18 protein-coding genes and 1 other RNA gene are annotated in these 21,673 nt (G+C 31.0%); 10 read left to right on the top strand and 9 right to left on the bottom strand.

The window, feature by feature from the left end; translation table 11 throughout:
* Nucleotide 1: 1 nt before the first annotated feature.
* The gene (locus AJ932_RS07225; RefSeq protein WP_070278607.1) at nt 2-1,675 is read left to right on the top strand and encodes a 4Fe-4S dicluster domain-containing protein; all 1,674 of its coding nucleotides are present in this window, start codon (nt 2-4) and stop codon (nt 1,673-1,675) included.
* Nucleotides 1,676-1,677: 2 nt separating this feature from the next.
* Here the strand turns inward: AJ932_RS07225 and AJ932_RS07220 are convergent, their stop codons facing one another.
* Entirely contained in the window at nt 1,678-2,979 is a 1,302-nt protein-coding gene (locus AJ932_RS07220) for an MFS transporter (protein WP_052858245.1), read from the bottom strand.
* A 166-nt stretch (nt 2,980-3,145) separates the two neighbouring features.
* Between AJ932_RS07220 and rdgB the strand changes: the two genes are divergently transcribed.
* Nucleotides 3,146-3,748: an RdgB/HAM1 family non-canonical purine NTP pyrophosphatase gene (gene rdgB / locus AJ932_RS07215; RefSeq protein WP_070243130.1), complete on the top strand. Its 603-nt coding sequence runs from the start codon at nt 3,146-3,148 to the stop codon at nt 3,746-3,748.
* Nucleotides 3,749-3,779: 31 nt separating this feature from the next.
* On the opposite strand, the gene AJ932_RS07210 is transcribed toward rdgB, so the two are convergent.
* Genes AJ932_RS07210 through mqnE form a run of 6 tightly spaced genes read right to left on the bottom strand, consistent with a single transcriptional unit; the run spans nt 3,780 to nt 10,424 of the window.
* Nucleotides 3,780-6,251: an efflux RND transporter permease subunit gene (locus tag AJ932_RS07210; protein WP_070278605.1), complete on the bottom strand. Its 2,472-nt coding sequence runs from the start codon at nt 6,249-6,251 to the stop codon at nt 3,780-3,782.
* Nucleotides 6,251-6,820 (bottom strand): ABC transporter substrate-binding protein, encoded by a 570-nt coding sequence (locus AJ932_RS07205; protein ID WP_002893960.1) that lies wholly within the window; start codon nt 6,818-6,820, stop codon nt 6,251-6,253. Before AJ932_RS07205 ends, AJ932_RS07210 begins: the two co-directional genes overlap by 1 nt.
* A 9-nt stretch (nt 6,821-6,829) precedes the next feature.
* Nucleotides 6,830-7,528 carry a VacJ family lipoprotein gene (locus AJ932_RS07200; protein ID WP_070278603.1) on the bottom strand — a complete coding sequence of 233 codons (699 nt, stop codon included), beginning with the start codon at nt 7,526-7,528 and terminating at the stop codon, nt 6,830-6,832.
* Between the two features lie 44 nt (nt 7,529-7,572).
* The gene (locus tag AJ932_RS07195; RefSeq protein WP_002870634.1) at nt 7,573-8,016 is read right to left on the bottom strand and encodes a phosphoribosyltransferase; all 444 of its coding nucleotides are present in this window, start codon (nt 8,014-8,016) and stop codon (nt 7,573-7,575) included.
* A gap of 14 nt (nt 8,017-8,030) precedes the next feature.
* Nucleotides 8,031-9,350, bottom strand: a complete 1,320-nt coding sequence (locus tag AJ932_RS07190; RefSeq protein ID WP_070274863.1) for an NCS2 family permease — start codon at nt 9,348-9,350, stop codon at nt 8,031-8,033.
* A 9-nt stretch (nt 9,351-9,359) separates the two neighbouring features.
* Nucleotides 9,360-10,424 (bottom strand): aminofutalosine synthase MqnE, encoded by a 1,065-nt coding sequence (gene mqnE / locus AJ932_RS07185; protein WP_070278601.1) that lies wholly within the window; start codon nt 10,422-10,424, stop codon nt 9,360-9,362.
* A gap of 142 nt (nt 10,425-10,566) precedes the next feature.
* Between mqnE and AJ932_RS07180 the strand changes: the two genes are divergently transcribed.
* The 3 genes from AJ932_RS07180 (at nt 10,567) to fumC (ending at nt 16,240) form a co-directional block, all read left to right on the top strand.
* Nucleotides 10,567-12,915, top strand: a complete 2,349-nt coding sequence (locus AJ932_RS07180) for a nucleotidyltransferase (RefSeq protein WP_070278599.1) — start codon at nt 10,567-10,569, stop codon at nt 12,913-12,915.
* 3 nt (nt 12,916-12,918) lie between these two features.
* Nucleotides 12,919-14,715, top strand: coding sequence for a glutamine--fructose-6-phosphate transaminase (isomerizing) (gene glmS / locus AJ932_RS07175; protein ID WP_070278598.1), 1,797 nt, complete (start codon nt 12,919-12,921; stop codon nt 14,713-14,715).
* A 133-nt stretch (nt 14,716-14,848) separates the two neighbouring features.
* Nucleotides 14,849-16,240 carry a class II fumarate hydratase gene (fumC, locus tag AJ932_RS07170; RefSeq protein WP_070278596.1) on the top strand — a complete coding sequence of 464 codons (1,392 nt, stop codon included), beginning with the start codon at nt 14,849-14,851 and terminating at the stop codon, nt 16,238-16,240.
* A 29-nt stretch (nt 16,241-16,269) separates the two neighbouring features.
* Here the strand turns inward: fumC and AJ932_RS07165 are convergent, their stop codons facing one another.
* Together AJ932_RS07165 and ruvB are read right to left on the bottom strand one after the other, a co-directional pair.
* Entirely contained in the window at nt 16,270-17,313 is a 1,044-nt protein-coding gene (locus tag AJ932_RS07165) for an AI-2E family transporter (protein ID WP_002862038.1), read from the bottom strand.
* A 3-nt stretch (nt 17,314-17,316) separates the two neighbouring features.
* Nucleotides 17,317-18,324, bottom strand: coding sequence for a Holliday junction branch migration DNA helicase RuvB (ruvB, locus tag AJ932_RS07160; protein ID WP_002862037.1), 1,008 nt, complete (start codon nt 18,322-18,324; stop codon nt 17,317-17,319).
* Nucleotides 18,325-18,414: 90 nt separating this feature from the next.
* Here ruvB and AJ932_RS07155 point away from each other — a divergent pair, with 90 nt between their 5' ends.
* From AJ932_RS07155 to AJ932_RS10980, 5 genes are all read left to right on the top strand, one after another.
* Nucleotides 18,415-18,825, top strand: a complete 411-nt coding sequence (locus tag AJ932_RS07155; protein ID WP_002783915.1) for a hypothetical protein — start codon at nt 18,415-18,417, stop codon at nt 18,823-18,825.
* Nucleotides 18,826-19,184: a transfer-messenger RNA gene (gene ssrA / locus AJ932_RS07150) on the top strand.
* Nucleotides 19,185-19,396: 212 nt separating this feature from the next.
* Nucleotides 19,397-19,864, top strand: a complete 468-nt coding sequence (locus AJ932_RS10990; protein ID WP_044778857.1) for a hypothetical protein — start codon at nt 19,397-19,399, stop codon at nt 19,862-19,864.
* Nucleotides 19,833-20,441 (top strand): toxin, encoded by a 609-nt coding sequence (locus AJ932_RS10985; RefSeq protein WP_070278594.1) that lies wholly within the window; start codon nt 19,833-19,835, stop codon nt 20,439-20,441. The genes AJ932_RS10990 and AJ932_RS10985 overlap by 32 nt, the downstream gene beginning before the upstream one ends.
* A gap of 37 nt (nt 20,442-20,478) precedes the next feature.
* On the top strand, nt 20,479-21,666 hold the full coding sequence (locus AJ932_RS10980; RefSeq protein ID WP_315940609.1) for an autotransporter outer membrane beta-barrel domain-containing protein: 1,188 nt from the start codon (nt 20,479-20,481) through the stop codon (nt 21,664-21,666).
* The last annotated feature ends 7 nt before the right edge of the window (nt 21,667-21,673 follow it).

Genomic DNA, 21,673 nt, shown 5'->3' with positions numbered 1-21,673 from the left:
AATGCAAGATTTTGTTTATATAAAAAATGATGTTTTAATCCCTTTGCCTGATGCTATTGAAATTTTAGATCAGGTAAATGATAAAGAAGCGTTAATTTGTAATGATAAAAATCAAAAAGCACAAATTTATGCCCCTGAGATTAATTTTTATCTTAAAAATTCTCAAGATGAAATTTTAGAGCAAAGTAAAAATGTCTTAACGCTTTATGAAGCAAGAGCTAGCGTTTATGATTTAGGGCTTGATTTAGAGCAAAGCAAAGAAGTGAAAAATCGTTTGATTTTAGTAGATAGCGATACTCAAACCGTAGAGTTTTTAAAAGAACATGGATTTAAGGTTATTGCTTTAAGCAGTGCAGAAATTTTAGCTGTTTTTGGAAGTGTAGGGGAACTTTGTGCTGTGGTTAAAAATCAAGGCGAAGAAGTGGAAATAGATTTTGATTTTTTACTTTTTAAAGCTGAGGATTTAAGCGTTGTGCGTAAAGATTTTACAAGACAAAGTGGATGTTATAATCTTTTAAATTTTGAAAATCTTGAAGTATTGTTGGAGTTTTTGCAAAGCAAAAGTCCAAAATATCATTATAAAACTTATATTAGCTATAATGCTAGCGTGTGCCAATACCACGAAAGACGCAGTGAGCATTGTGCAAAATGTGCTGAAATTTGTCCTACTGTGGCGATTTTGAAAGATGATGAAAACAAACATTTGGAATTTTCTCAAGTGGATTGTTTGGGTTGTGGAGGATGTATTAGTGTGTGTCCTAGCGGATCGCTTGATTATGCTCCTATGCCAAGAAAAAGTTTTTTTACTCTTTGTGAGTTTTATAAAGATAAAAAAATTTTAATCATTCCTAAAAAAATGTCTTTAGAAAATTTGAATCTTGCTTTACCAAAAGATGTTTTACCCTTTATGATAGAGGGTGAAAAATGGCTTTCTTCTATGCATTTTTTAACACTTTTGCAAAATAGTGGAGCAAATTTGGTTTTTTATACGGACTTTGTATCTCGTGGTAGCAATGAGGCTATTGTACTTTTAAATACTTTTTTTGAAAGAAAATTTCAAAAAAAAGCTATTTTTGTTGCTAAAAATGAGAAAGAATTGCAAAATGTTTTAAAAGAGCAAGAATTCATACAAGATTTAAAATATGATTTTCATAATAACACCTTAACTACAAGAGAAAATTTTGCCAAAAGAATGCAAGAAATGATAAAAAATGAAGATTTTGGTAGTATAGAAAGTGGCGAATGGTTGCGTTATGGTAAGGTAGAAATCAATCCTAACACCTGTACGCTTTGTCTTTCTTGCGTTGGTGCCTGTAATGTAGGAGCTTTAATCGCTGATAAACAAGAAAATGCTTTGAAATTCAATGCTTCTCTTTGTACGACTTGTGGGTATTGTGAGTTAAGTTGTGCCGAAAAAGATACTTTAAAATTATTTCGTAGTGGAATGGAGTTTAGAGCTTCTTATTTTGAATATCAAACCATGGCAAAAGATGAGCTTTTTGCCTGTATAGAATGTGGTAAAGAATTTGCCACCAAAAAAGCTGTAGAAAAAATAGCCAATTTAATGAAACCTAAATTTGGTAATGATGAGAATAAAATCAAAACACTTTATTGTTGTGCAGATTGCAAGGCAAAAGTGATGATAAAAGCAATGGGTTTTGCGGGGCAAAATTAGATTTAGATCTTAATTTTGCCTTCTAATTCTTCTTTATTTGTAAGTTTGCTATCAAATTTAACAACAAGATTTTTAGAGTTTTTATAAATATCTACAACTCCTAAATTTTCGCTAAAAGTACTGAAATTTAAAGGTGTTTCTAAAGGTAGATAAAGGTTTTTAAAATCAGCTGGATTTTTTAAGAAAAATAATGCCACAAGCCAAATTAGAGCTAAAACCACTAAAATAATAGCCAAAAGATTTAAGGCATCTAGATGTAAAAATATCCCTCCGATAATACCGCCTATAAAACTTCCACCATATCCAAAAGCATTAAACAACCCTAATGCTGCACCTTTTTCATGAACTTTACAAAATTTTGATGCGCAACTTTGCATAATAGGTTCGTGTAAATTAAAACCTATAAAAAAAATCACAACCGCTATGATAAAAAAATCTATAGAATTACTAAAAGTAAAAAAAAGATAAGAAAGTATGAAAAAAACAATTCCCAAGAGTAAAATTTGTTTAGCTAAACCTCTTTTTTCGCCTAAACTTCCAGCAAAGCCCATAGCGATAAAACCTGCTATCATAGAAGCGCTATAAACAATCCAAAGTTTATCAGAAGCAAAGCCTAAATGTTTTACTAGGATAATAGGAATACTTAAAAATGCTATACTCATAAGCATTTTTTGCATGAAATTAGTAAGATTCATAAGGGCTAAATTTTTTTGTTTAATAAGATGAAAAAAAGGAGTTTTTTCATTTTCATGAGTGATTTTATTTTCTTTAGGTACAACGGTATAAAGTAAAATTATACATAAAAGAGACAAAGCCGCACTAAGATCAAAAAGGCTAGATAAACCCCATTTTGCACTCATTAAAGGAGAGATCACCATAGAAGCTGCGAAACTAAGTCCTATAAAAGAACCCATTACCGCCATGGCTTTACCACGATTTTCTTCTGTGATAAAATCACTTATCATTGCCGTAGCTACTGCTCCAATAGCTCCTGCACCTTGGAGCATTCTTCCTAAAAGCATGATGTAGATATTTTCTGAAAAAGAGCAGATTAAAGAGCCTATTATAAAAATAATCAGTCCAATGAGCATGGTTTTTTTACGACCAATTTTATCACTTAAAATTCCAAAAGGCATTTGTAAAATCATTTGGGTTAAGGCATAAACACCAACTAAAAGTCCCACTAAAAATTCATTAGCACCTTCAAGTTTTAAAGCATAAAGACTTAAAACTGGCAAAACTATAAAAAGCCCAAAAAATCTTGTTCCAACTATGAAAGATAAGGGTAAGACATTATTTAGCATTATCAATTTCCTATTAAATTTGAAATTTAAATTAGGATAATTTTACTATGAAATGGATTAAGCATTGATTAACATCGTTTTATCATTTGATATTTAAAAGCTACGCACAAGGATAAATTTTATAAAATCATATTTTTGTTTTTGATATTATTTTGGAGCTTTTGTTATGAAGATTATCCTAGCTACGAGCAATATGCATAAGGTTTTAGAACTTAAAGAAATTTTGAAAGATTTTGAAATTTATGCTTTTGATGAAGTTTTAACGCCTTTTGAGATTGAAGAAAATGGAAAAACTTTTAAAGAAAATGCTTTGATTAAAGCAAGAGCAGTTTTTAATGCTTTAGATGAAAAGCAAAAAAAAGATTTTATCGCTTTAAGTGATGATAGCGGCATTTGCGTAGATGTTTTAGGAGGAAATCCAGGAATTTATTCTGCTCGATTCAGTGGTCAAGGTAATGATAAAAGCAACCGTGATAAGCTTGTAAATGAAATGATAAAAAAAGGTTTTAAACAAAGTAAGGCGCATTATGTTGCTGCTATTGCTATGGTAGGTTTGATGGGGGAATTTAGCACACATGGAACCATGTATGGCAAAGTGATTGATACAGAAAAAGGTGAAAATGGTTTTGGTTATGATAGCCTTTTTATTCCAAAGGGTTTTGATAAAACCTTAGCCCAGCTTAGCGTGGATGAGAAGAATAACATCTCTCATCGTTTTAAAGCTTTAGAGCTTGCAAAAATCATTTTAAAGATTTTAAATAAAGGATAAGAAATGAAAAATTTTTTAAAATATATAGCTATTATTGTTTTAATATATGCTCTTTATGTTGGTTTGGAAACTTGGTTTTCTTAGAATAAATAGTAATTAAAAAGCTTGGTAATAAGAACAAACTTCCACTTAAAAGCAAAATCATTACAAAAACGGTTAAAATTCCAAAATAAATTGTTGGAATGAAATTACTACTCATCATCACGCTAAAACCTAAAACTATGCTAATGGTAGTATAATAAAGTGCCGAACCTATACTAAGGTGAGAAATCATAATGGCTTCTTCTAGGCTTTTGTTTTTAATTTCTTCTCTAAAACGATAAATATAATGTATAGCATCATCAACGCCTATACCTATAGCAATAGCAGCTATAGTGATACTCATCATATCTAAAGGAATACCTAAAAGTCCCATAAGAGCAAAAACCACACTTAAAGGAATAACATTTACTAATATAGCTGCAACTGAAAATTTTAAATCCCTAAAAACAATGATAAAAAGTATGAAAATAGCTAAAATTACAAATATAAGAGTATCAAATTGTGATGAAAAAAGACTTTGGAGCATATTATTATAAAGCACCATTATGCCTGTGATTTGCACTTCTACTCCATCGTTTTTTACAAGTTCGTTGAGCTGTTTTTTAAGATCTATTAAAAACTCATTACGTCTTAAATTCGGATCAGAATCAATAATACGCATACTAAATCTTAATTCGTTATTTTCTATGCTTACAAAAGGTGAGAGTAAGTCTTGTTTAAATTTAGCAGGTAAATTCTCATTTAAAAACGCAAGAGCAAAATCATCTAAATCTTTTCCATCATTGATATTTTTCCCTAGAGTTAAAAGACTATTAAGACTTAAAACCGAGCCTACAAATTCTTTGTTTTCTAAAAATTCATGAACTTTTTTTGCAATACGTGTTTTTTTAGAGTCAAACCAATAAGTTTCTTGTGTGGCCAAATTTTCAAATTCACTTTCAAAACTATCAAGTGCATCGCTTATATTTTGATCGTTTTTATTATTTGGAAAACGAATAATCACTTCTAAAGGCAAGGTTCCACCTAGATTTTTATCAATAACCAAAAGTCCTTTTTTGATTTCGCTACCATCTTTGAAATAATTTACAAAAGAATTTTCAACTCTGAGTTTTGAAATGCCTATTAAAGCTAAGATTATAGCAAGAACTGAAATTCCATAAATCATGCGACGCTTTTTAGGATCAAGAGCGGTTTTAGCACAAAAGGCTAAAAGATTAAATTTAAACTCTTTTTTATGATAATTTTTTGGTTTTAAAAGAACCAAGATACTTGCTAAAAATAAATAACTAAAGATAAGAGCTAAACCTATACCTATACTCATCATAATACCAAGTTTTATGATAGGTTCGATATTTGATAGGATTAAAGAAAAAAATCCTATCATCGTTGTAACAATGGCATAAAGGCTAGGATTTGCTTTGGCTAGTAAGGTTTCAAGCACTATGCGCTCAACTTTAGCTTTGGGATGATTTTGGGTACTTTCGATAAAATGCGTGATCAAATGAACAACTACACTTAAGGTGATAATTAAAACTAAAGCAACGTAATTTGATGAAATAACTGTGATTTGAAAATTTAAAAGTGCAAAAACTCCACTAGCCGCACTTAAGCTTATAAAACAAATAAAAAGAGGTAAAAAAACAAAACGCCATGAACGGAAAAAATAATAAAGTGCAAATCCCAGTAAAAATACAAGAGAAACACCATAAAGCACAAGATCAGATTTTATATAAGCTATCATATCATCAGCGATCATGCTTACGCCACCAAGGTAGAGCGTATCTTTGTTTTTTTCATAATTTCGAACTATGCTTTTAATAGTATCTAGACTTTGTTTCGTGATAACTTTTTGCTTGTTTTGATGTTCTTTTATGGCAAGACGAATTTGATCTTTTTCTTTTTCATCGGTAGCAAGATCGCGTTTTTCTATAAGGTTATTATAAACTGTATCAGGCTTTAAGTAAATAATAAGCCCTGTTACTTTTCCATCTTTTGAGATGATATTATTTTTGTAAAAGGGACTATTTAAAATTTCATTTTGAGCTTTTGTGCGGTTTATGTCTAGGCTTTCTATATTTGGGATATTTTTTAAAAGTTCTTTTAAATCCGTATTTTGCGAACTTTGAAGCAAAGGGGCATTGATGATACTAAAAACGCGTTCTACTAAAGGGGCTTTTTCTAATTCTTCATGAAGTTTTTTTAATTTGGCTAAATTTTCATTTGAAAAAGGTTTTTCATCATAGGGTTTGAAGGCTAAAAGTAAAAAATTATCACTTTTATAATGTTTTGAAATTTCTCTAAAAGTTTTTAAATCTGCATCATCTTCTAAAAGTAAACTTTCAGCACTTGCATCTACACTAAGCTTAAAAGCAAAAAAGCTTAAAAACAGGCATATAAACAAGGTTCCAAAAAAAGTACTTTTTGGACGAGAAATAAAAAACTTTAAAAGCTTTGCAAACATTATTCTATGACAATACTTTCAAGTTTTTGAAGCAGGGCATCAAAGCCTTGGTTGGCTAAAATATCTCCAAATTGTGATCTATAAGTTTGTACTATACTCACACCTAAAACATCTACATCATAAATAAGCCAGTTGTTATTATCATTGTAAAATTTGAAAATGATATTTTTTTCTTCCCCATCTACTACCATAGAAGTAGTTAAAAAATAGCGTTTTTCATTTTTTAACTCACCATTTTTGACCTTTAAAACCTGATCTTTATAAAGACTGAGTTTATCGGTAAAACTTTTTTTAAGACTTGTTTCAAAGGCTGTGGTAAATTTTTCTTGTTCTTTTGGGGTTAATTTAGAATAATTTTTCGAAAGACTGAGTTTTGCCATGAGTTTATAATCTATTATGCTATCAAAAAGTTTAAAAATTCCATCAGCAGCTTGTTTTTTGTCTTCTTTGCTATCTTGTAAAAGTTTTAAGCTTGCATCAATGTTTTTTTGCATAGTACTAGAAATTTCATCTAGTTGTAAGGCAAAAGCATTAAAAAATAAAGCCAAGATTAAAAATATTTTTTTCATTATTTTCCTTTATTTGCTAAGTTCATTGCGTCTTTGCTCGTAAGCATCACGCAAGAATGGATATAAATTAGGCGTGTTGTGATAAATTTCATCAATTTCATCGAGTCTAAAACTAAGTTCATTACCAAATCCATAAGCACTTATAGCTATACTTGCCCAAGTAGGATCAATGTAAGCGGTAAAAGTTGCATACCAAGTTGCAGGTAAAGCAAGAGTATCTCTAAGATTACTAGGGCCGAGTATAGGTAAGACAATATGAAAACCGCTTCCTACGCCCCAATGAGCCAAAACGGTTCCTAAGTCCGCGGGATGTTTTTTAAGACCCATTTTTGATGCCACATCCATAAGTCCACCAAAGCCCATAATGGTATTGGCGGTAAATCTTTTAAATTCTTCCCCTGCTTCTTCAAATTTAAACTGCAAGACATTACCTACAAAACGCAAAGGAGCAAGTAAATTATCAAAGAAATTTCTTACTCCTAATCTTATAAATTCAGGGGTCATGGCGTTATAGCCCTTAAGAACGGGACGCAAACCATAATCATACAAAGCCACATTAAAGCTTGTCATAGCTTTGTTATATCCTGAAAGCGGATCGTTTACTTGATAGTTTTGGTATTCTTGTTCAAAATCATCTAAATTTTGTTCTTTAGCAAAAGCAAAAATAGTAAAAAAAATTAAAATAAAAGATATAAATTTTATTCTCAAGCAAAAACTCCTAAAAATTTTAAAAGTAAGATTATAGCAAATTTTTAATCAAGATTTATATCCCAGTAAAAATCCACCCATTCAGTAGCTTCTTTTACTTTAAAATCAGGCTCCAAAAGAGCGGTTTTTTTGTAAAAAATGGTTGCAATTTTAAGTTCTATATGGGGAAATTTTTCAAGCAAAACTTTTTTTATTTCTACTAAACTTTCTCCACTATCTACTATATCATCAATGAGTAGAATTTTTTTGTGCTTGCTTAAATCAGGAATGTTAAAAATTTCAATAGTATCAAGTTTTTTTGTATCATCGTAATGAATTGAGTTTAAAGCAAAAAGCTGACGTGTTTTCAAAGCTACTGCTAAAGAGTGTCCTAAACTCATTCCTCCTCTTGCTATAGCTAAAAGTGCATCAGGGTTAAAATCTTTTTTAATTTCTTTAGCAAGAATTTTTACATCTTCTTTAAATTCTTCATAGGAGTAAAATATCATTATATATCCTTAATTTATTGTAGTGCCATAAGTAAAAAATTACCCAAAGATAATAAACTTAAAACTATAATGCCAAGATTGATTTTATCCCATTCGCGTTTAAAAATTCTTACAAGCAAATAAGAAAGAAAACCAAAAGCAAAACCTGTGGTAATGGAGTAAGTAAAAGGCATCATGATAATAGTAAAAAAGCTTGCTACAGCTATAGCACTATCTTTAAAATCTATATTTTTAACTTCCATAAACATTAAAATTCCAACCATTACAAGTACGGGGTATATTGCGTTTGCAGGAATGGCTTTAAAAAGTGGCAGTAAAAAAAGTGTAAAAGCAAAACAAATAGCTACAACTAAAGCTGCAAGCCCCGTTCTTCCTCCGCTTTCAACCCCTGTAGTGCTTTCTACAAAAGCAGTAACTGTAGAAGTACCTGTCATAGCTCCTAAGGCTGATCCTGTTGCATCTGCCATTAAGGTTTTGCTTAGTTTTTTTTCTCCATTTTTGGGATCATTAAAAATCTTTCCTCTTTCACCCACACCTGTGATAGTTCCTATACTATCAAAAAGTTGAGTGATAAAAAAAGTAAGAATTATAGGTATCATAGTAATATTTAAGGCACTTTTGATATCAAGTTGTAAAAAGATGGCTCCTAAACCATTTTCCATGCTAAAATTTGGCAAAGAAAAGATTTGCACAGGAAAACTTGCATTATCTAAATGAAAAATCCAAGCGATAATAGAGCTTGCTAATACCCCCAAAATAAAAGCTCCGCGAAGTTTTATAGCCCAAAAAAAGATGATTAAAGCTAGAGTAAAAATTCCAAAAAACACATGGGGGATTTTGAAATTTCCTATGCTGACTAAAGTATCTTTATTATGCATTATCACACCCATTTGACTTAAGCCTAAAAATGCAATAAAACAACCTATACCGGCACAAATTGCAAGACGTAAATCTTTTGGGATATTGCGGATTACCCAAAGGCGAAAATGCGTAAAGGAAAGTATGAGAAAAATAATACTTGAAATAAAAACAGCTCCTAAGGCACTTTGCCAAGCTATGTTTTGACCTAAACAAACTGCAAAGGTAAAATAAGCATTTAAACCCATTCCAACACTCATAGCTACAGGAGTATTGGCAAAAAAAGCATTAAAAGCACTTGCAACTATGGTGATTAAAGCTGTTGCGGTGATTAAAGCTTCTATGGGCATTCCTGTATTTCCTACTATGCTAGAATTTACGGGGATAATGTAAACCATAGCCAAAAAAGTAGTAAGCCCTGCTATAACTTCAGTTTTAAAACTCGTATTGTTTTCTTTGAGTTTAAAAAAGTCCATTTTTTCTCCTTAGTAGGTTTTTAGCTCGTTATATAAACTATCGCGTTCTACAGGAATAAGATTTGAAGTTTTTATCATATCGATAAAAGTTTTTAAACTTGTGCCTTTAGCAGATTTTGCACCACCTGCACTTTGTATGCTTTCTTTTTCTATGGTGCCGTCTAAATCATTAGCTCCAAATTCTTGTGCTACCATGGCTAAATTTAAAGTCATTGTTGCCCAGTAAGCTTTGATATTTTTAATATTATCAAGCACTAAACGAGCAATGGCAATGGTTTTTAAAATTTCTTCACTATCCATGATTTTATCAGTTTGTATAAAGCTATTATCCCTTTGCCAAACTAGAGGGATAAAAGCATTAAATCCACCGGTTTGATCTTGAAGATCACGCAGTCTTAACATATGATCGATCCTGTGATGTCTTTCTTCTATATGCCCAAAAAGCATGGTAGCATTACTTTGTTTGCCTTTTTCATGCCAAAGTTTATGAATTTTAAGCCAATTTTCACTGCTAACTTTTCCATGACAAATTTTCTTACGCACTTCTTCATCAAAAATTTCAGCTCCACCGCCTGGCATGGAATCAACGCCGTATTCAAGCATTTTTTCTATCACTTCTTCATAGCTCATTTTAAAACGACGATGTAAAAAATCAATCTCGGCAGCAGTCATAGCTTTCACATGAAGATTGGGATATTTTTCTTTTATCATTTTAAAAATTCCTAAGTACCATTGCCAAGTTGTATCTTTGTTGTGAGCTGAAACGATATGCACTTCTTTGGTTTCTCGTTTTACGGTTTCATCAACAATTTTCATGATTTCTTCATGAGTCATCAAATAAGGATTAGGATTTTTTCGGTGTGCTGAAAAGGCACAAAATTTACAGGTATCTGCACAGATATTAGTTGGATTGATATGACGATTGATATTAAAATAGACTTTTTTTCCATGAAGTTTAGTGCGTTTTTTGTGAGCGTATTTGCCTAGGGTAAAAAGATCTAAATCCCAAAGTGCATTGGCTTCTTCTTGGTTTAATCTTTCTTCATTTTCTAGTTTGGTAATTAAATTTTTCATTTTAATTTTACTCTTTTGCTGTTTTTAAATAAAGCATTATAATTTTTGCTTACTGAAAAAGAGTTTATAGAAAAAGCCAAAATAAAAGATATTTTTGTTAAGATTATTATTAAAATATTAAAATTTAAAGAGAGTGGAAATTTTGTTAAATAAAGAATTAGAAATTTTTAAAAAAAATCTTAGTTCCTATACCCAAAGTTGTAGAAAATTTTTTCTTAAGCAAGGGGCGTTTAGCTTATATCATTCTAAAAATATGGATAATTTCATAAAAAAAGCTTATGATATAGTTCTTAAAGATTATTTTGATGATTTTTCACCTCCAAGTGATAATATCCCTTTTTGTGTTTTAGCAAGCAAAGCATATGCAAACAATAGTCTTTGTTTTAATGAAAGTATTTCTTTGATTTTTGTTTATAAAGATATTAAGGCTTTTCATTTAAAACCTATGATTAAGGCTTTTATCGAAATTTTAAATGATGCGCATTTGCAAATTAATTCGGTTGTCTTAGAATTTAATGGACTTTATAATGCTAGCAATGAGCTTAAGACTTCTATAATACAAACTCGTTTCATATGTGGTTCTAGGATTTTATTTAAAGGGATTAAGACAAAATTTGAGAGTATTTTAAAAGAAAATAAAAATGATTTTGCCAAGCTTTTGCTAGAAAATTTTAAAGAATTTGATATTCCATTTATAAAGCAAGAATTTAATATCTTAAAAGATTTTGGCGGATTAAATCATTTAAGATCCTTAGAGGGTTTGCTTGTTCTTTTTAAGACTTCTCCAAAAAATTATGCTTTAAATTTTATAGATGAAAAAAATTTAAGCGAGTTACGTTTAGCTGGAGACTTTTTACTTTCTTTAAAATCAGCGATGAATTTATTAAGTGCTAAAGATGAGGATGAGTTTTTACTTATTAATGTTCATGACTTGAGTGAATTAATGTATAAAAAAGCTAAAAAACATTTTGGAGCAAATGAGTTGTTGGTTCAAAAGGCTTTGCAAAGTATGCATACTATAGGTTTTTATACACACTTTTTAGCAAAGCAAATTCAAGATGGATTAAATCATACTCTTAAACAAGAATATAAATTTAAAACTCTTGTGGAAGTTTTAGAATACTTATTAAAACTTGAAGATAAACAGGTTATTTTCGATCTTAACTTGGTTTTTGCCCTAAGAAGATTGAAATACGGTAAAAAAGATATAGAAAAAGCTTTAATGCTTTTTGAGAAAATTTTTTATAAAAGGCATAGTTTTTGTGTTTTAAAGCTTTTGCTTGATAGTGGAATTTTAAAAGATTTATGCAAGCCTTTTTGGACAGTTCGTTTTTTAAGTGATGAAGAAGGAAATTATAGTTTTGATGAGCAAGTTTTTCTTATGTTAAGTGAATTTGAAAAATACGAAGATGAGCTTGAGATACTCCAAAAACTTAAAACCGATGAAAAAATGATTTTAAAGCTTGTGATACTTTTAAGCGCTATAGAAAGTGAAAATGAAATTTCTTTAGCAGGCATATATAGAGCGTATTGCTCCAAATTTGATTTAAAGAATGAAATTTTAGAATGGGGTCTTAAAATATTTAAAAACAATAATGCCTTAAAAGATCTTGTAGAAAAAGAAGATATATATAATCCTATTGTTGTAAGTAGCTTGGTTTCTAAACTAGAAAATTTAAAAAATTTAGAGCTTTTATACACTTTAACTTGGCTAAAGGCTAAGGCTTTAAATTACAATGCTTTTTATTTTAGGGTTCTTGATAAACTTTTAGAAAATGCAAAACAAGGTCTTGAAGATGAAAATCTACTTGAAGAAAGTGCAAGAAGAGTAAAAAAAGAATTAACACTTAAAAGAAGTAAGATTTTTTTAGAGCAAGATGAAATTTTGCAAGATAAAATCATACATATCAAATCAAATCTTTTTATTATAAAAAATACTTTTGAAGATATTGTTATGATTTCTAAATTAGCCAAAGAAAATGATTTTAAATTTTGGTTTAGTAATGAAACAAATCTTAGTTTGCAAATTGTTGCACCACTTCATTTTAATATTGCCATTATTTTAAGTTCTTTAACAAATTTAAATCTTATTTTCATGAATTTTTTTGAACTTTTTGATGATAAAATTTATTTAAGATTTGAATATGATAATATTATCAGCGATGAGCAAAAACTAAAACTTTGCGAGCTTTTAAATTCAAATCTTTCTGGTTTTAATTTGAAAAAAATTAAAAAGCCAGTCATTAAAAAAGATGAGTTAAAATTAGACTTAAACTATTCTAAAATGTATGCCAAATTAGGTCTTAATACCAAAGATCAGCAAGGTTTAATGGCGTATTTGATGAATGTTTTTAATGAACTTGAACTTGTTTTATGTGCAGCAAAAATTCAAACCATAAGACAAAGGACGCGTAATATTTTTATTTTTCAAAAGAATGAAAAATTAGAACATAGCGAGCAAAAGTTAGTTAATTTATTAATAAGTGAGTAAAAAATGTGTGGAATTGTAGGCTATATAGGAAATAATGAAAAAAAACAAATTATACTAAATGGACTTAAAGAATTAGAATACCGTGGCTATGATAGTGCGGGTATGGCAGTGATGCAAGAAGGAGAGCTTAGTTTTTTTAAAGCTGTAGGAAAACTTGAAAATTTGGCGAATAAATGCACGGATTTTGAAAGTCAAGGTTATGGTTTTGCTATAGGTCATACAAGATGGGCAACTCATGGTAAGCCTACTGAAATCAATGCACATCCTCATTTAGGACAGTATTCTTGTGTGATTCACAATGGTATTATAGAAAATTATAAAGAAATCAAAGATAAACTTGAAAAAGAAGGCGTGAGTTTTTTAAGTCAAACCGATACTGAAGTTATTGTCCAGCTTTTTGAATTTTACGCAAGAAATTTGGGAGTTTTTGAAGCTTGGCAAAAAACCATCAAAGAACTTCGCGGTGCTTTTGCTACTTTGTTAGTAACAAAAAAAGATCCCAATCATGTGTATTTTGCAAAAAATGCTGCTCCTTTGATTATCGGTAAAAATGCAAATAAAGAATGGTATTTTTCTTCAGGTGATGCACCTTTGATAGGAAGTTGTGATGAGGTAATGTATCTTGAAGATTTAAGCTTGGGATACGCGAGTAAAGATGAGCTTGTTGTTTATGAAAATGATGTTTTAAAATCACTTTGTTTTTCTAAGCTTTCAGGCGATAAGGCTTATGCAAAAAAAGACGGCTTTCGTTTTTTTATGGAAAAAGAAATTTATGAACAAAGTCGCGTGATGAGTGAAGTTTTAATGGGACGTATTCAAGGCGATGAAGTCGTTTTTGATGAGCTAAACAATGAAGATTTAAGTCAAGTAGATGAAATCACGCTTTGTGCTTGTGGAACAAGCTATCATGCTGCAATGGCAAGTGCTTATTTGTTTGAAAGAATTGCTAAAGTTAAAGCTAAAGTAGAAATTGCAAGTGAATTTCGATACCGTGAAGCAATTATAAAAAAAGATTCTTTATTTATCGTTATTTCTCAAAGTGGAGAAACAGCAGACACTTTAGAGGCTTTAAAGATTGCAAAAGAGCAGGGCGCTAAGACTTTTGCAATTTGTAATGTGGATAATTCTAATATAGTGCGTTTAGCACATCTAAGCCTTTTAACTCGTGCGGGCATAGAAAAAGGAGTTGCTTCAACTAAAGCTTTTGCCACTCAGGTTTTAACACTTTGGATGCTTGCTATTTTTATGGCACAAAAAAGAAATTTAAATGTTTCTGATGAAATTAAAGCGCTTTTACATACTCCAAATTGTGTGAGTGTAAAACAGGCTTTACATGAAAAAATTCATCGTTTATCCAAGCGTTATTTGGATGGACATGGCTTTTTCTTTATAGGTAGAGATGTATTTTATCCTTTGGCCTTAGAAGGAGCTTTGAAACTTAAAGAATTATCTTATCTTCACGCTGAGGGTTATCCTGCAGGAGAGATGAAACATGGCCCTATTGCTCTGGCTGATTCTAAACTTTATACTATAGCTTTAATGCCAAAGCATATGCTTTATGAAAAAACAAAATCAAATGTTGAAGAGCTTATTGCTAGGGATTCTACAGTGCTTAGTATTTCGCCTTTAGAATTTAATTTAAGCGATGATTTTATAAAAACTAATGAACAAAATCATTATATGTGTGAATTTTTTGAAATGATGGTAGTTACTCAACTTTTAGCGATGGAAATTTCCATAAGACTTGGTAATGATGTGGATATGCCAAGAAATTTGGCTAAAAGCGTAACAGTGGAATAATCCGTGCAGTTTAAAGAAACTGCACATAACTTTCAAATACTTCAAAAATTATAAATAAATTTTAAATTATAAGCTAATTTTATGCTTATTTTTGCTTAAATAATTCTAACAATATTTCTAGAAAGGAAACACTATGGAATACAGAGTTGAACATGATACCATGGGTGAAGTTAAGGTCCCAAATGACAAATATTGGGGAGCTCAAACTGAAAGAAGTTTTGAAAATTTCAAAATCGGTTGTGAGAAAATGCCAAAGGTTTTAATCTATGCTTTTGCAAATCTTAAAAAATCTTTAGCTTTAGTCAATAACAAACTTGGCAAACTTGATGATGCTAAAAAAAATGCTATAGTTCAAGCTTGTGATGAGATTATCGCAGGTAAATTTGATGATAATTTTCCACTTGCGATTTGGCAAACAGGTTCAGGTACGCAAAGCAATATGAATATGAATGAAGTTATTGCAAATCGTGCCACTGAAATCATGGGCGGAGATTTTCGAAAAGAAAAGCTTGTACATCCAAATGATCATGTTAATATGAGTCAAAGTTCAAATGATACTTTTCCAACTGCTATGAGTATTGTTGCGGTTGAGCAAGTAGAGAAAAAGCTCATCCCTGCGCTTGATGAGCTTATTGCAACTTTTGAAAAAAAAGTAAAAGAATTTGATGGTATTATCAAGATAGGACGCACGCATTTACAGGATGCTACGCCACTTACTCTAGCACAAGAATTTAGTGGATATCTTTCTATGCTTTTGCATTCAAAAGAGCAAATCATCGCTTCTTTACCAACTTTAAGAGAACTTGCCATAGGAGGAACCGCAGTAGGAACAGGGCTTAATGCGCATCCAGAATTAAGCCAAAAAGTAAGTGAAGAACTAACTCAACTTATAGGTACGAAATTTGTTTCAAGTCCAAATAAATTTCATGCTTTAACAAGTCATGATGCGATCAATTTCACTCATGGAGCAATGAAGGGTTTGGCTGCAAATTTAATGAAAATTGCAAATGATATAAGATGGTTAGCTTCAGGCCCAAGATGCGGTCTTGGTGAGCTTATCATCCCTGAAAATGAGCCAGGAAGTTCGATTATGCCAGGTAAGGTAAATCCTACCCAGTGCGAAGCTGTTACTATGGTTGCTGTACAAGTGATGGGAAATGATGCAGCTATTGGATTTGCAGCAAGTCAAGGAAATTTTGAGCTTAATGTGTTTAAGCCTGTGATTATTTATAATTTCTTGCAAAGTCTTGATTTGTTGGCTGATTCTATGCATTCATTCAATATCCATTGTGCTGTAGGCATAGAACCAAATCGTGCAAAAATCGATCATAATCTTCATAATTCTTTAATGCTAGTTACCGCTCTAAATCCACATATAGGTTATGAAAACGCTGCTAAAGTAGCCAAAAATGCCCATAAAAAAGGTATTTCTTTAAAAGAAAGTGCAATGGAGCTTGGTTTGGTTAGCGAAGAAGATTTCAATAAATTTGTTGATCCTACTAAAATGATAGGTCTAAAAGCCTAGAACATAAAACTTGCCTTTTTTAAGGCAAGTTAAATTAAATTCTTATCTTTTAAAATCACATACATTCTTAAAGTTGATACAAAAAAAGTTAAAATCGCAGGACCTAGTATAATACCCCAAAAACCAAAGGTTGAAATTCCTGCTATCATAGCCAAGAAAATTAAAAGTTCGTTGATTTTGGTTGGGGTTTTTACAAGTTTTTTGTTGATCCATTTGATGATTAAAGGTTTGATTAAAGTATCTGCTATAAAAGAAATTACAATTACAGAATAAATAAAAATAACAAGAGCTGAGTTAAGATTGTTTGAGGCAAATTCATAAAGACTTACAGGCACATAAATTAAAGCTCCTCCTATAGCAGGTATGAGAGAACTTACAGCAAAAATTACTCCCATTAAAATTCCATCATAACCATAAAACATTGTAATTAAACCAAAAAGTGCACCTTGAAATATTGCTACAATTACCATAGAGTAAAGCACAACAGCCATAACATTACCCACTTCGCTTAAAACATCATCGAGTTCTTTTTTATCAATGGGAATGATGGATTTAAGATAGATAACAAGTTCTGTTCCATATAGATTTGCAAAGAAATAAAATACGCAAATTAAAACCATATCTATAAGAAATTTAGCTCCTGATTTTGTAAAACTTGAAGCATAACTTAGAATTTGTTTAGAAATGCTATTTAAATCTATAGAAGCTAAAAATTCTTTGATTTTAGGTTCTAAAAAATTAAAGCTTTCAGGCAAGGTAAATTGATAGTTTTTGACATAATCAAGTGTTTGTGTGACTAAATTAATATCAAAATTTTTTAAAGCTTTGGCAAGTTCTATCATAGCATAAACAAAAGGTGCAAAGAAAAGCAAAACCATACAAGTTGTTGTAAGAATGGAAGCTAAAAATTTATGCCCTTTAGTAAGATTTAAAAATTTCGCATTGATATTTGAGGTAGCTACCGCCATTAAACTAGCTATGATAATTACAAGTAAAAAACCTTTAAAAAGATAAAGCAAAAGAAATAAAATAACTAAAATAAAGCTTATAAGAAAGAATTTTCCATTTTGCAAAATTTACTCCTCAAATAAAGTTTTTTCATAGTTTAATTTTAAAGCACTATAGCTTTTTGTACTAGCTATGCGCCCTTTTGCAGTGCGTTCTATATAGCCATTAGCTAGTAAATAAGGTTCGATTACATCTTCTATGGTATTTTCATCTTCGCTTAAAGCCGCAGCAATGCTTGCAAGTCCGATAGGTTTTTGTTTAGCAGCAGTTAAAAGTTCAAGATATCTTAAATCCATCGCATCAAAACCAAGCTCATTCACTCCTAAAGAATTTAAGGCCTCATTAGCCCTTTTTTCTGTGATAATCTCTTCATCATTAACATCAGCAAAATCTCTTACCCTTTTTAAAAGCCTTAGAGCTATTCTAGGGGTTGAACGACTTCTTTTAGCGATCTCAAGTGCGGCTTTTTCTTCGCAAGTTTTATTAAGTTTTAAAGCTGCTTTTTGCAAGATGAGAGCAAGTTCGCTATCTTTGTAAAATTCTAATCTAAATTGCATACCAAAACGATCTCGCAAAGGATTACTAAGCATACCTGCACGCGTTGTAGCTCCTATAAGAGTAAATTTTGGCAAATCGATTTTTATGGTTTGGGCGGCTGGACCACTACCTATGATAATATCAAGGCGGTAATCCTCCATTGCAGGGTAAAGCACTTCTTCGATAGCAGGGCTTAAGCGATGAATTTCATCAATAAAAAGTATATCTCCTTCGCTAAGATTGGTTAAAATAGCGGCTAAATCCCCGCTTTTTTCTATCATAGGAGCGGCGGTTGTTTTGATATTTGCACCCATTTCATAGGAGATGATATTAGCTAGTGTTGTTTTTCCAAGTCCTGCAGGACCGCTAAAAAGTATATGATCTAAACATTCATTGCGTTTTTTAGCTGCAGCTATAAAGACATTTAAATTTTTTTTAATGCTTTCTTGACCTATATAACCATCAAAATTTGAAGGACGCAACGAAGTTTCGTAAGTTTCATCAAAGGAGTATTTTTCTATTTCTACTATTCTATCCATATCTTTGCTTATATTTTGGAAAAATTAAAATAAGATTTTAGCTAAAATTTGCTAGAATTTACATTAAACTTTAATGATTATGGTTTAAAAATGGGAATTTTAACAAAATTAGAATTAGATTATGAAATTGACGATATAGAAAAATTTTTACAATTTTTTAGAACCATGTGCGATAGGTTTGAACCTTTAATCATCAAGCTTGGAAGCGATAGTGTGCGTTATAAAGAAGCCATAAAAGAGCTTGAAACTTTAGCACACAATACCGCTTGGGCAGCAAGACGCTTAAATCTTGAAGAAGTGACTGATTTTTGCGTATTTTGCGAAGAGATGATGGCACAAGCAAATCGCTTTAACGGGCCTGCTAGTGATGAATTTACGGATTGGATGCTTTTGATGAGTGATCAGTTTGAAAAATATTGTCGTTCATATGAAAATGATGATTCTGTTTTAGCGGTTTTTAATCCTTTAATTGTTAATGTTCCAAATATTATTTCTAAATAAGGGAGCGACTTGGCTTCGACAGGAGTAAGTCTGCTTAGATGGCATGTCGCTTTGGGCAAAGCGTAAAAAGCCCAAATAAAATTAAACGCAAACAACGTTAAATTCGCTCCTGCTTACGCTAAAGCTGCGTAAGTTCAGTTGAGCCTGAAATTTAAGTTATACTATCTAGCTTAATTTTCGGTCATTTTTGATAGTGTAGCCTTGCGTTTGACAAGCGTTGAGGTGAAATAAAGTCTTAGCCTTGCTTTTGAGTTTTGGAAGATGAGCGAAGTAGGGTGAAGTAGTCATCTTTGCTAAGCATGTAGAGGTCTTTGTGGGATTATTTTTGGACAGGGGTTCGATTCCCCTCGCTTCCACCATCACGCTAATTTTAAGTAAATCATAAGTTTATTTTAAATTTTTAGAATTTTTTATATGAAGTTAAGATCGATTTATTACCCTTAAAACTTTGATATATTAAGTTTTATAATTTTTCATTAAAAATTTATAGTTTTATTTTTAAGCTTATTAAAAAAAAAAGGGGGGGGGGTATAATTTTTCCTTCAGTTTAAATTTATTGAAGGAGAAACTTATGAAGAAAAATGCTTCGAGCAAGATATTGCTAAGCTTAGGTGCAGCAACTTTGCTTTATTCAGGTGCTTTTGCACAAGAAATCAATCTTACAGAGTCTTCAGATATAGGAAATTATTTTGAAGAAAATGGTAAGGATATCAATCTCAAAAATCCTGATAATTACAAAGGGCAAGATTTAAGTATTAAAATGGGCATTGGAGATTTACCAAGCGATGGCTATGATAGCGCTGATTATCGATTGAACATTGATATCGGTAAAAACAATACTTTAAGCTTTAAACACAATAATGGCGACCATCCTGCTTATGTAACAAATTTAAATGCTACTGCTAAAGAGGTTAAAACAACAGATATAATTTTACAAGCTTTTGCGCCTTCGGTGATTAATGGAGATTTAACTATGACTAGCTTAGGAGGTGAAGCCATTACCGAGGATGAAAAAAAGCTCAGGTATAATTCTTTATAATGGAACAGAAGGAAAAAGTGCTAATGGTAGCTTAACTATAAATGGAAATTTTACCGCTAATGAAACTCTTTTTGCTACTTATGGAAATTTTGTTAAGGTAAATGGAACTGCAAATCTTACAAATTCAAATTTTGGACTTATCAAACGCTCTTATACAGACTTAGAAGCAAATAATGTAGTAATGGTTCAAGCTAAAGATTTCAATGAAAACATTTTAAAAGCAAAGAACAATGCAGGTGCATTACTTGTAAAATTTTTAAATGATTATGTTTCAACTGATCTTCATGGCAAAGATGAATTAGAAACAGGAGCTATTATAGATATTAGCGACGAAGAGAAATATGGCGATGGAATAAAAGGCTTAGTAGATTATAAACTTAGCGTTCAAAACTGCGGTGGCAATAAATGCTTAGTGATCAATGGAGGTGCTACTACAGCAGCTAAAGATAAACTCACGCAACTTAAAGTAGATATAGATACTATTGATAAATTGCTTAAAAATGAATTTGATTTTAGTCAAGATGAAGAATGGAAACAAGCCAAAGAAGCTCTTGAAAAACAAAAAAACCGAACTTGAACAACTCAAATAAGAAGCTGAGAAAAACGGCGGTAAAATCGATGATGAAAAATACATTGATTTAGTAAATAAAAACTTAAATTTAAATCTTAGTGCTAATGATAAAGCTTCTATCCTAGCTCTTCGTTCTATCACAGAACAATTAGGAAGTATAGGGGCAGATTTAGCAAGTAGAGAAGGTGTAAAACTAGCCCTACAAATCAAAAAAGACACAGACAATACAGGTAAATCTGTATCTAATCTCAATTCAGCTTCTAGTGCAGTAAATACCACTATGAATATTTCTAATGATGTTTCTATAGGTTCTCGTGTAGCAATGCTAAACAATCCTTTTGGAACCTATGCTTCTAAAATGAATGGCCTTAAATTTGCTGCTTTAGATAGTGATATGAGACCAAGCTATGTAAATGAATATACCAATAGTATTTGGGCTAATGCTTTTGGTGGTGCTAACATTATCGATGGAGATAGTGGTGCAATGTATGGTGCTACCGTAGGGGTAGATAAACAAGCTAATGATAATGTTTTATGGGGTACTTATTTTACTTATGCAAATGCTAAAATCAAAGACAATAATTTAGAACAAAAAAGCGATAACTTCCAATTAGGTATGTATTCTACTATCAATATAGCTCCACAATGGGAACTTAATCTTAAAGCTTATGCTCAAGTTTCTCCAACTAAACAAGACAATATTCAAACAGATGGTGCATATAACTCAGATTATACAAGCAAATTCTTAGGATTTAGTGCTAATGTAGGTCGTGTGTTTGACTTTAGTGATAATACTTTATTTATTAAACCTTTTGCAGGGATAAATTATTATTTTAGTTATACTCCATCTCATACAGAAAATGGTGCTATTGCTAAAGATATTGATTCTATGAAAAACAATTCTGTAAGTGTTGAAGTGGGTGCTGAATTTAGAAAATATATGAATGAAAACTCTTATATTTTTGTAACTCCAAAAATAGAACAATTTGTTATCAATAGTGGTGATGATTACACAGCTAACCTAGCTGTAAATAATGCTTTCTTTACTAGCGTAGAAGCTAACAACAAGAAAAAAACATACGGACAAATTATCGTAGGGGGTAATGTAGATTTTACAAATCAACTCAGTATGAATCTTGGCTTTGGTGCTAAACAAATACTAGCAGGTAAAGTAGATAATAAAAATGAAACTTACTTAAGTGGTCAAGTAGGACTTAAGTATAAATTTTAATCTTAAA

Source organism: Campylobacter sp. BCW_6873 (genome assembly GCF_001762365.1).
Classification (GTDB): Bacteria; Campylobacterota; Campylobacteria; order Campylobacterales; family Campylobacteraceae; genus Campylobacter_D; species Campylobacter_D jejuni.
The sequence above is the reverse complement of the archived record's forward strand: the minus strand, read 5'-3'. Positions and strand labels throughout refer to the sequence as shown.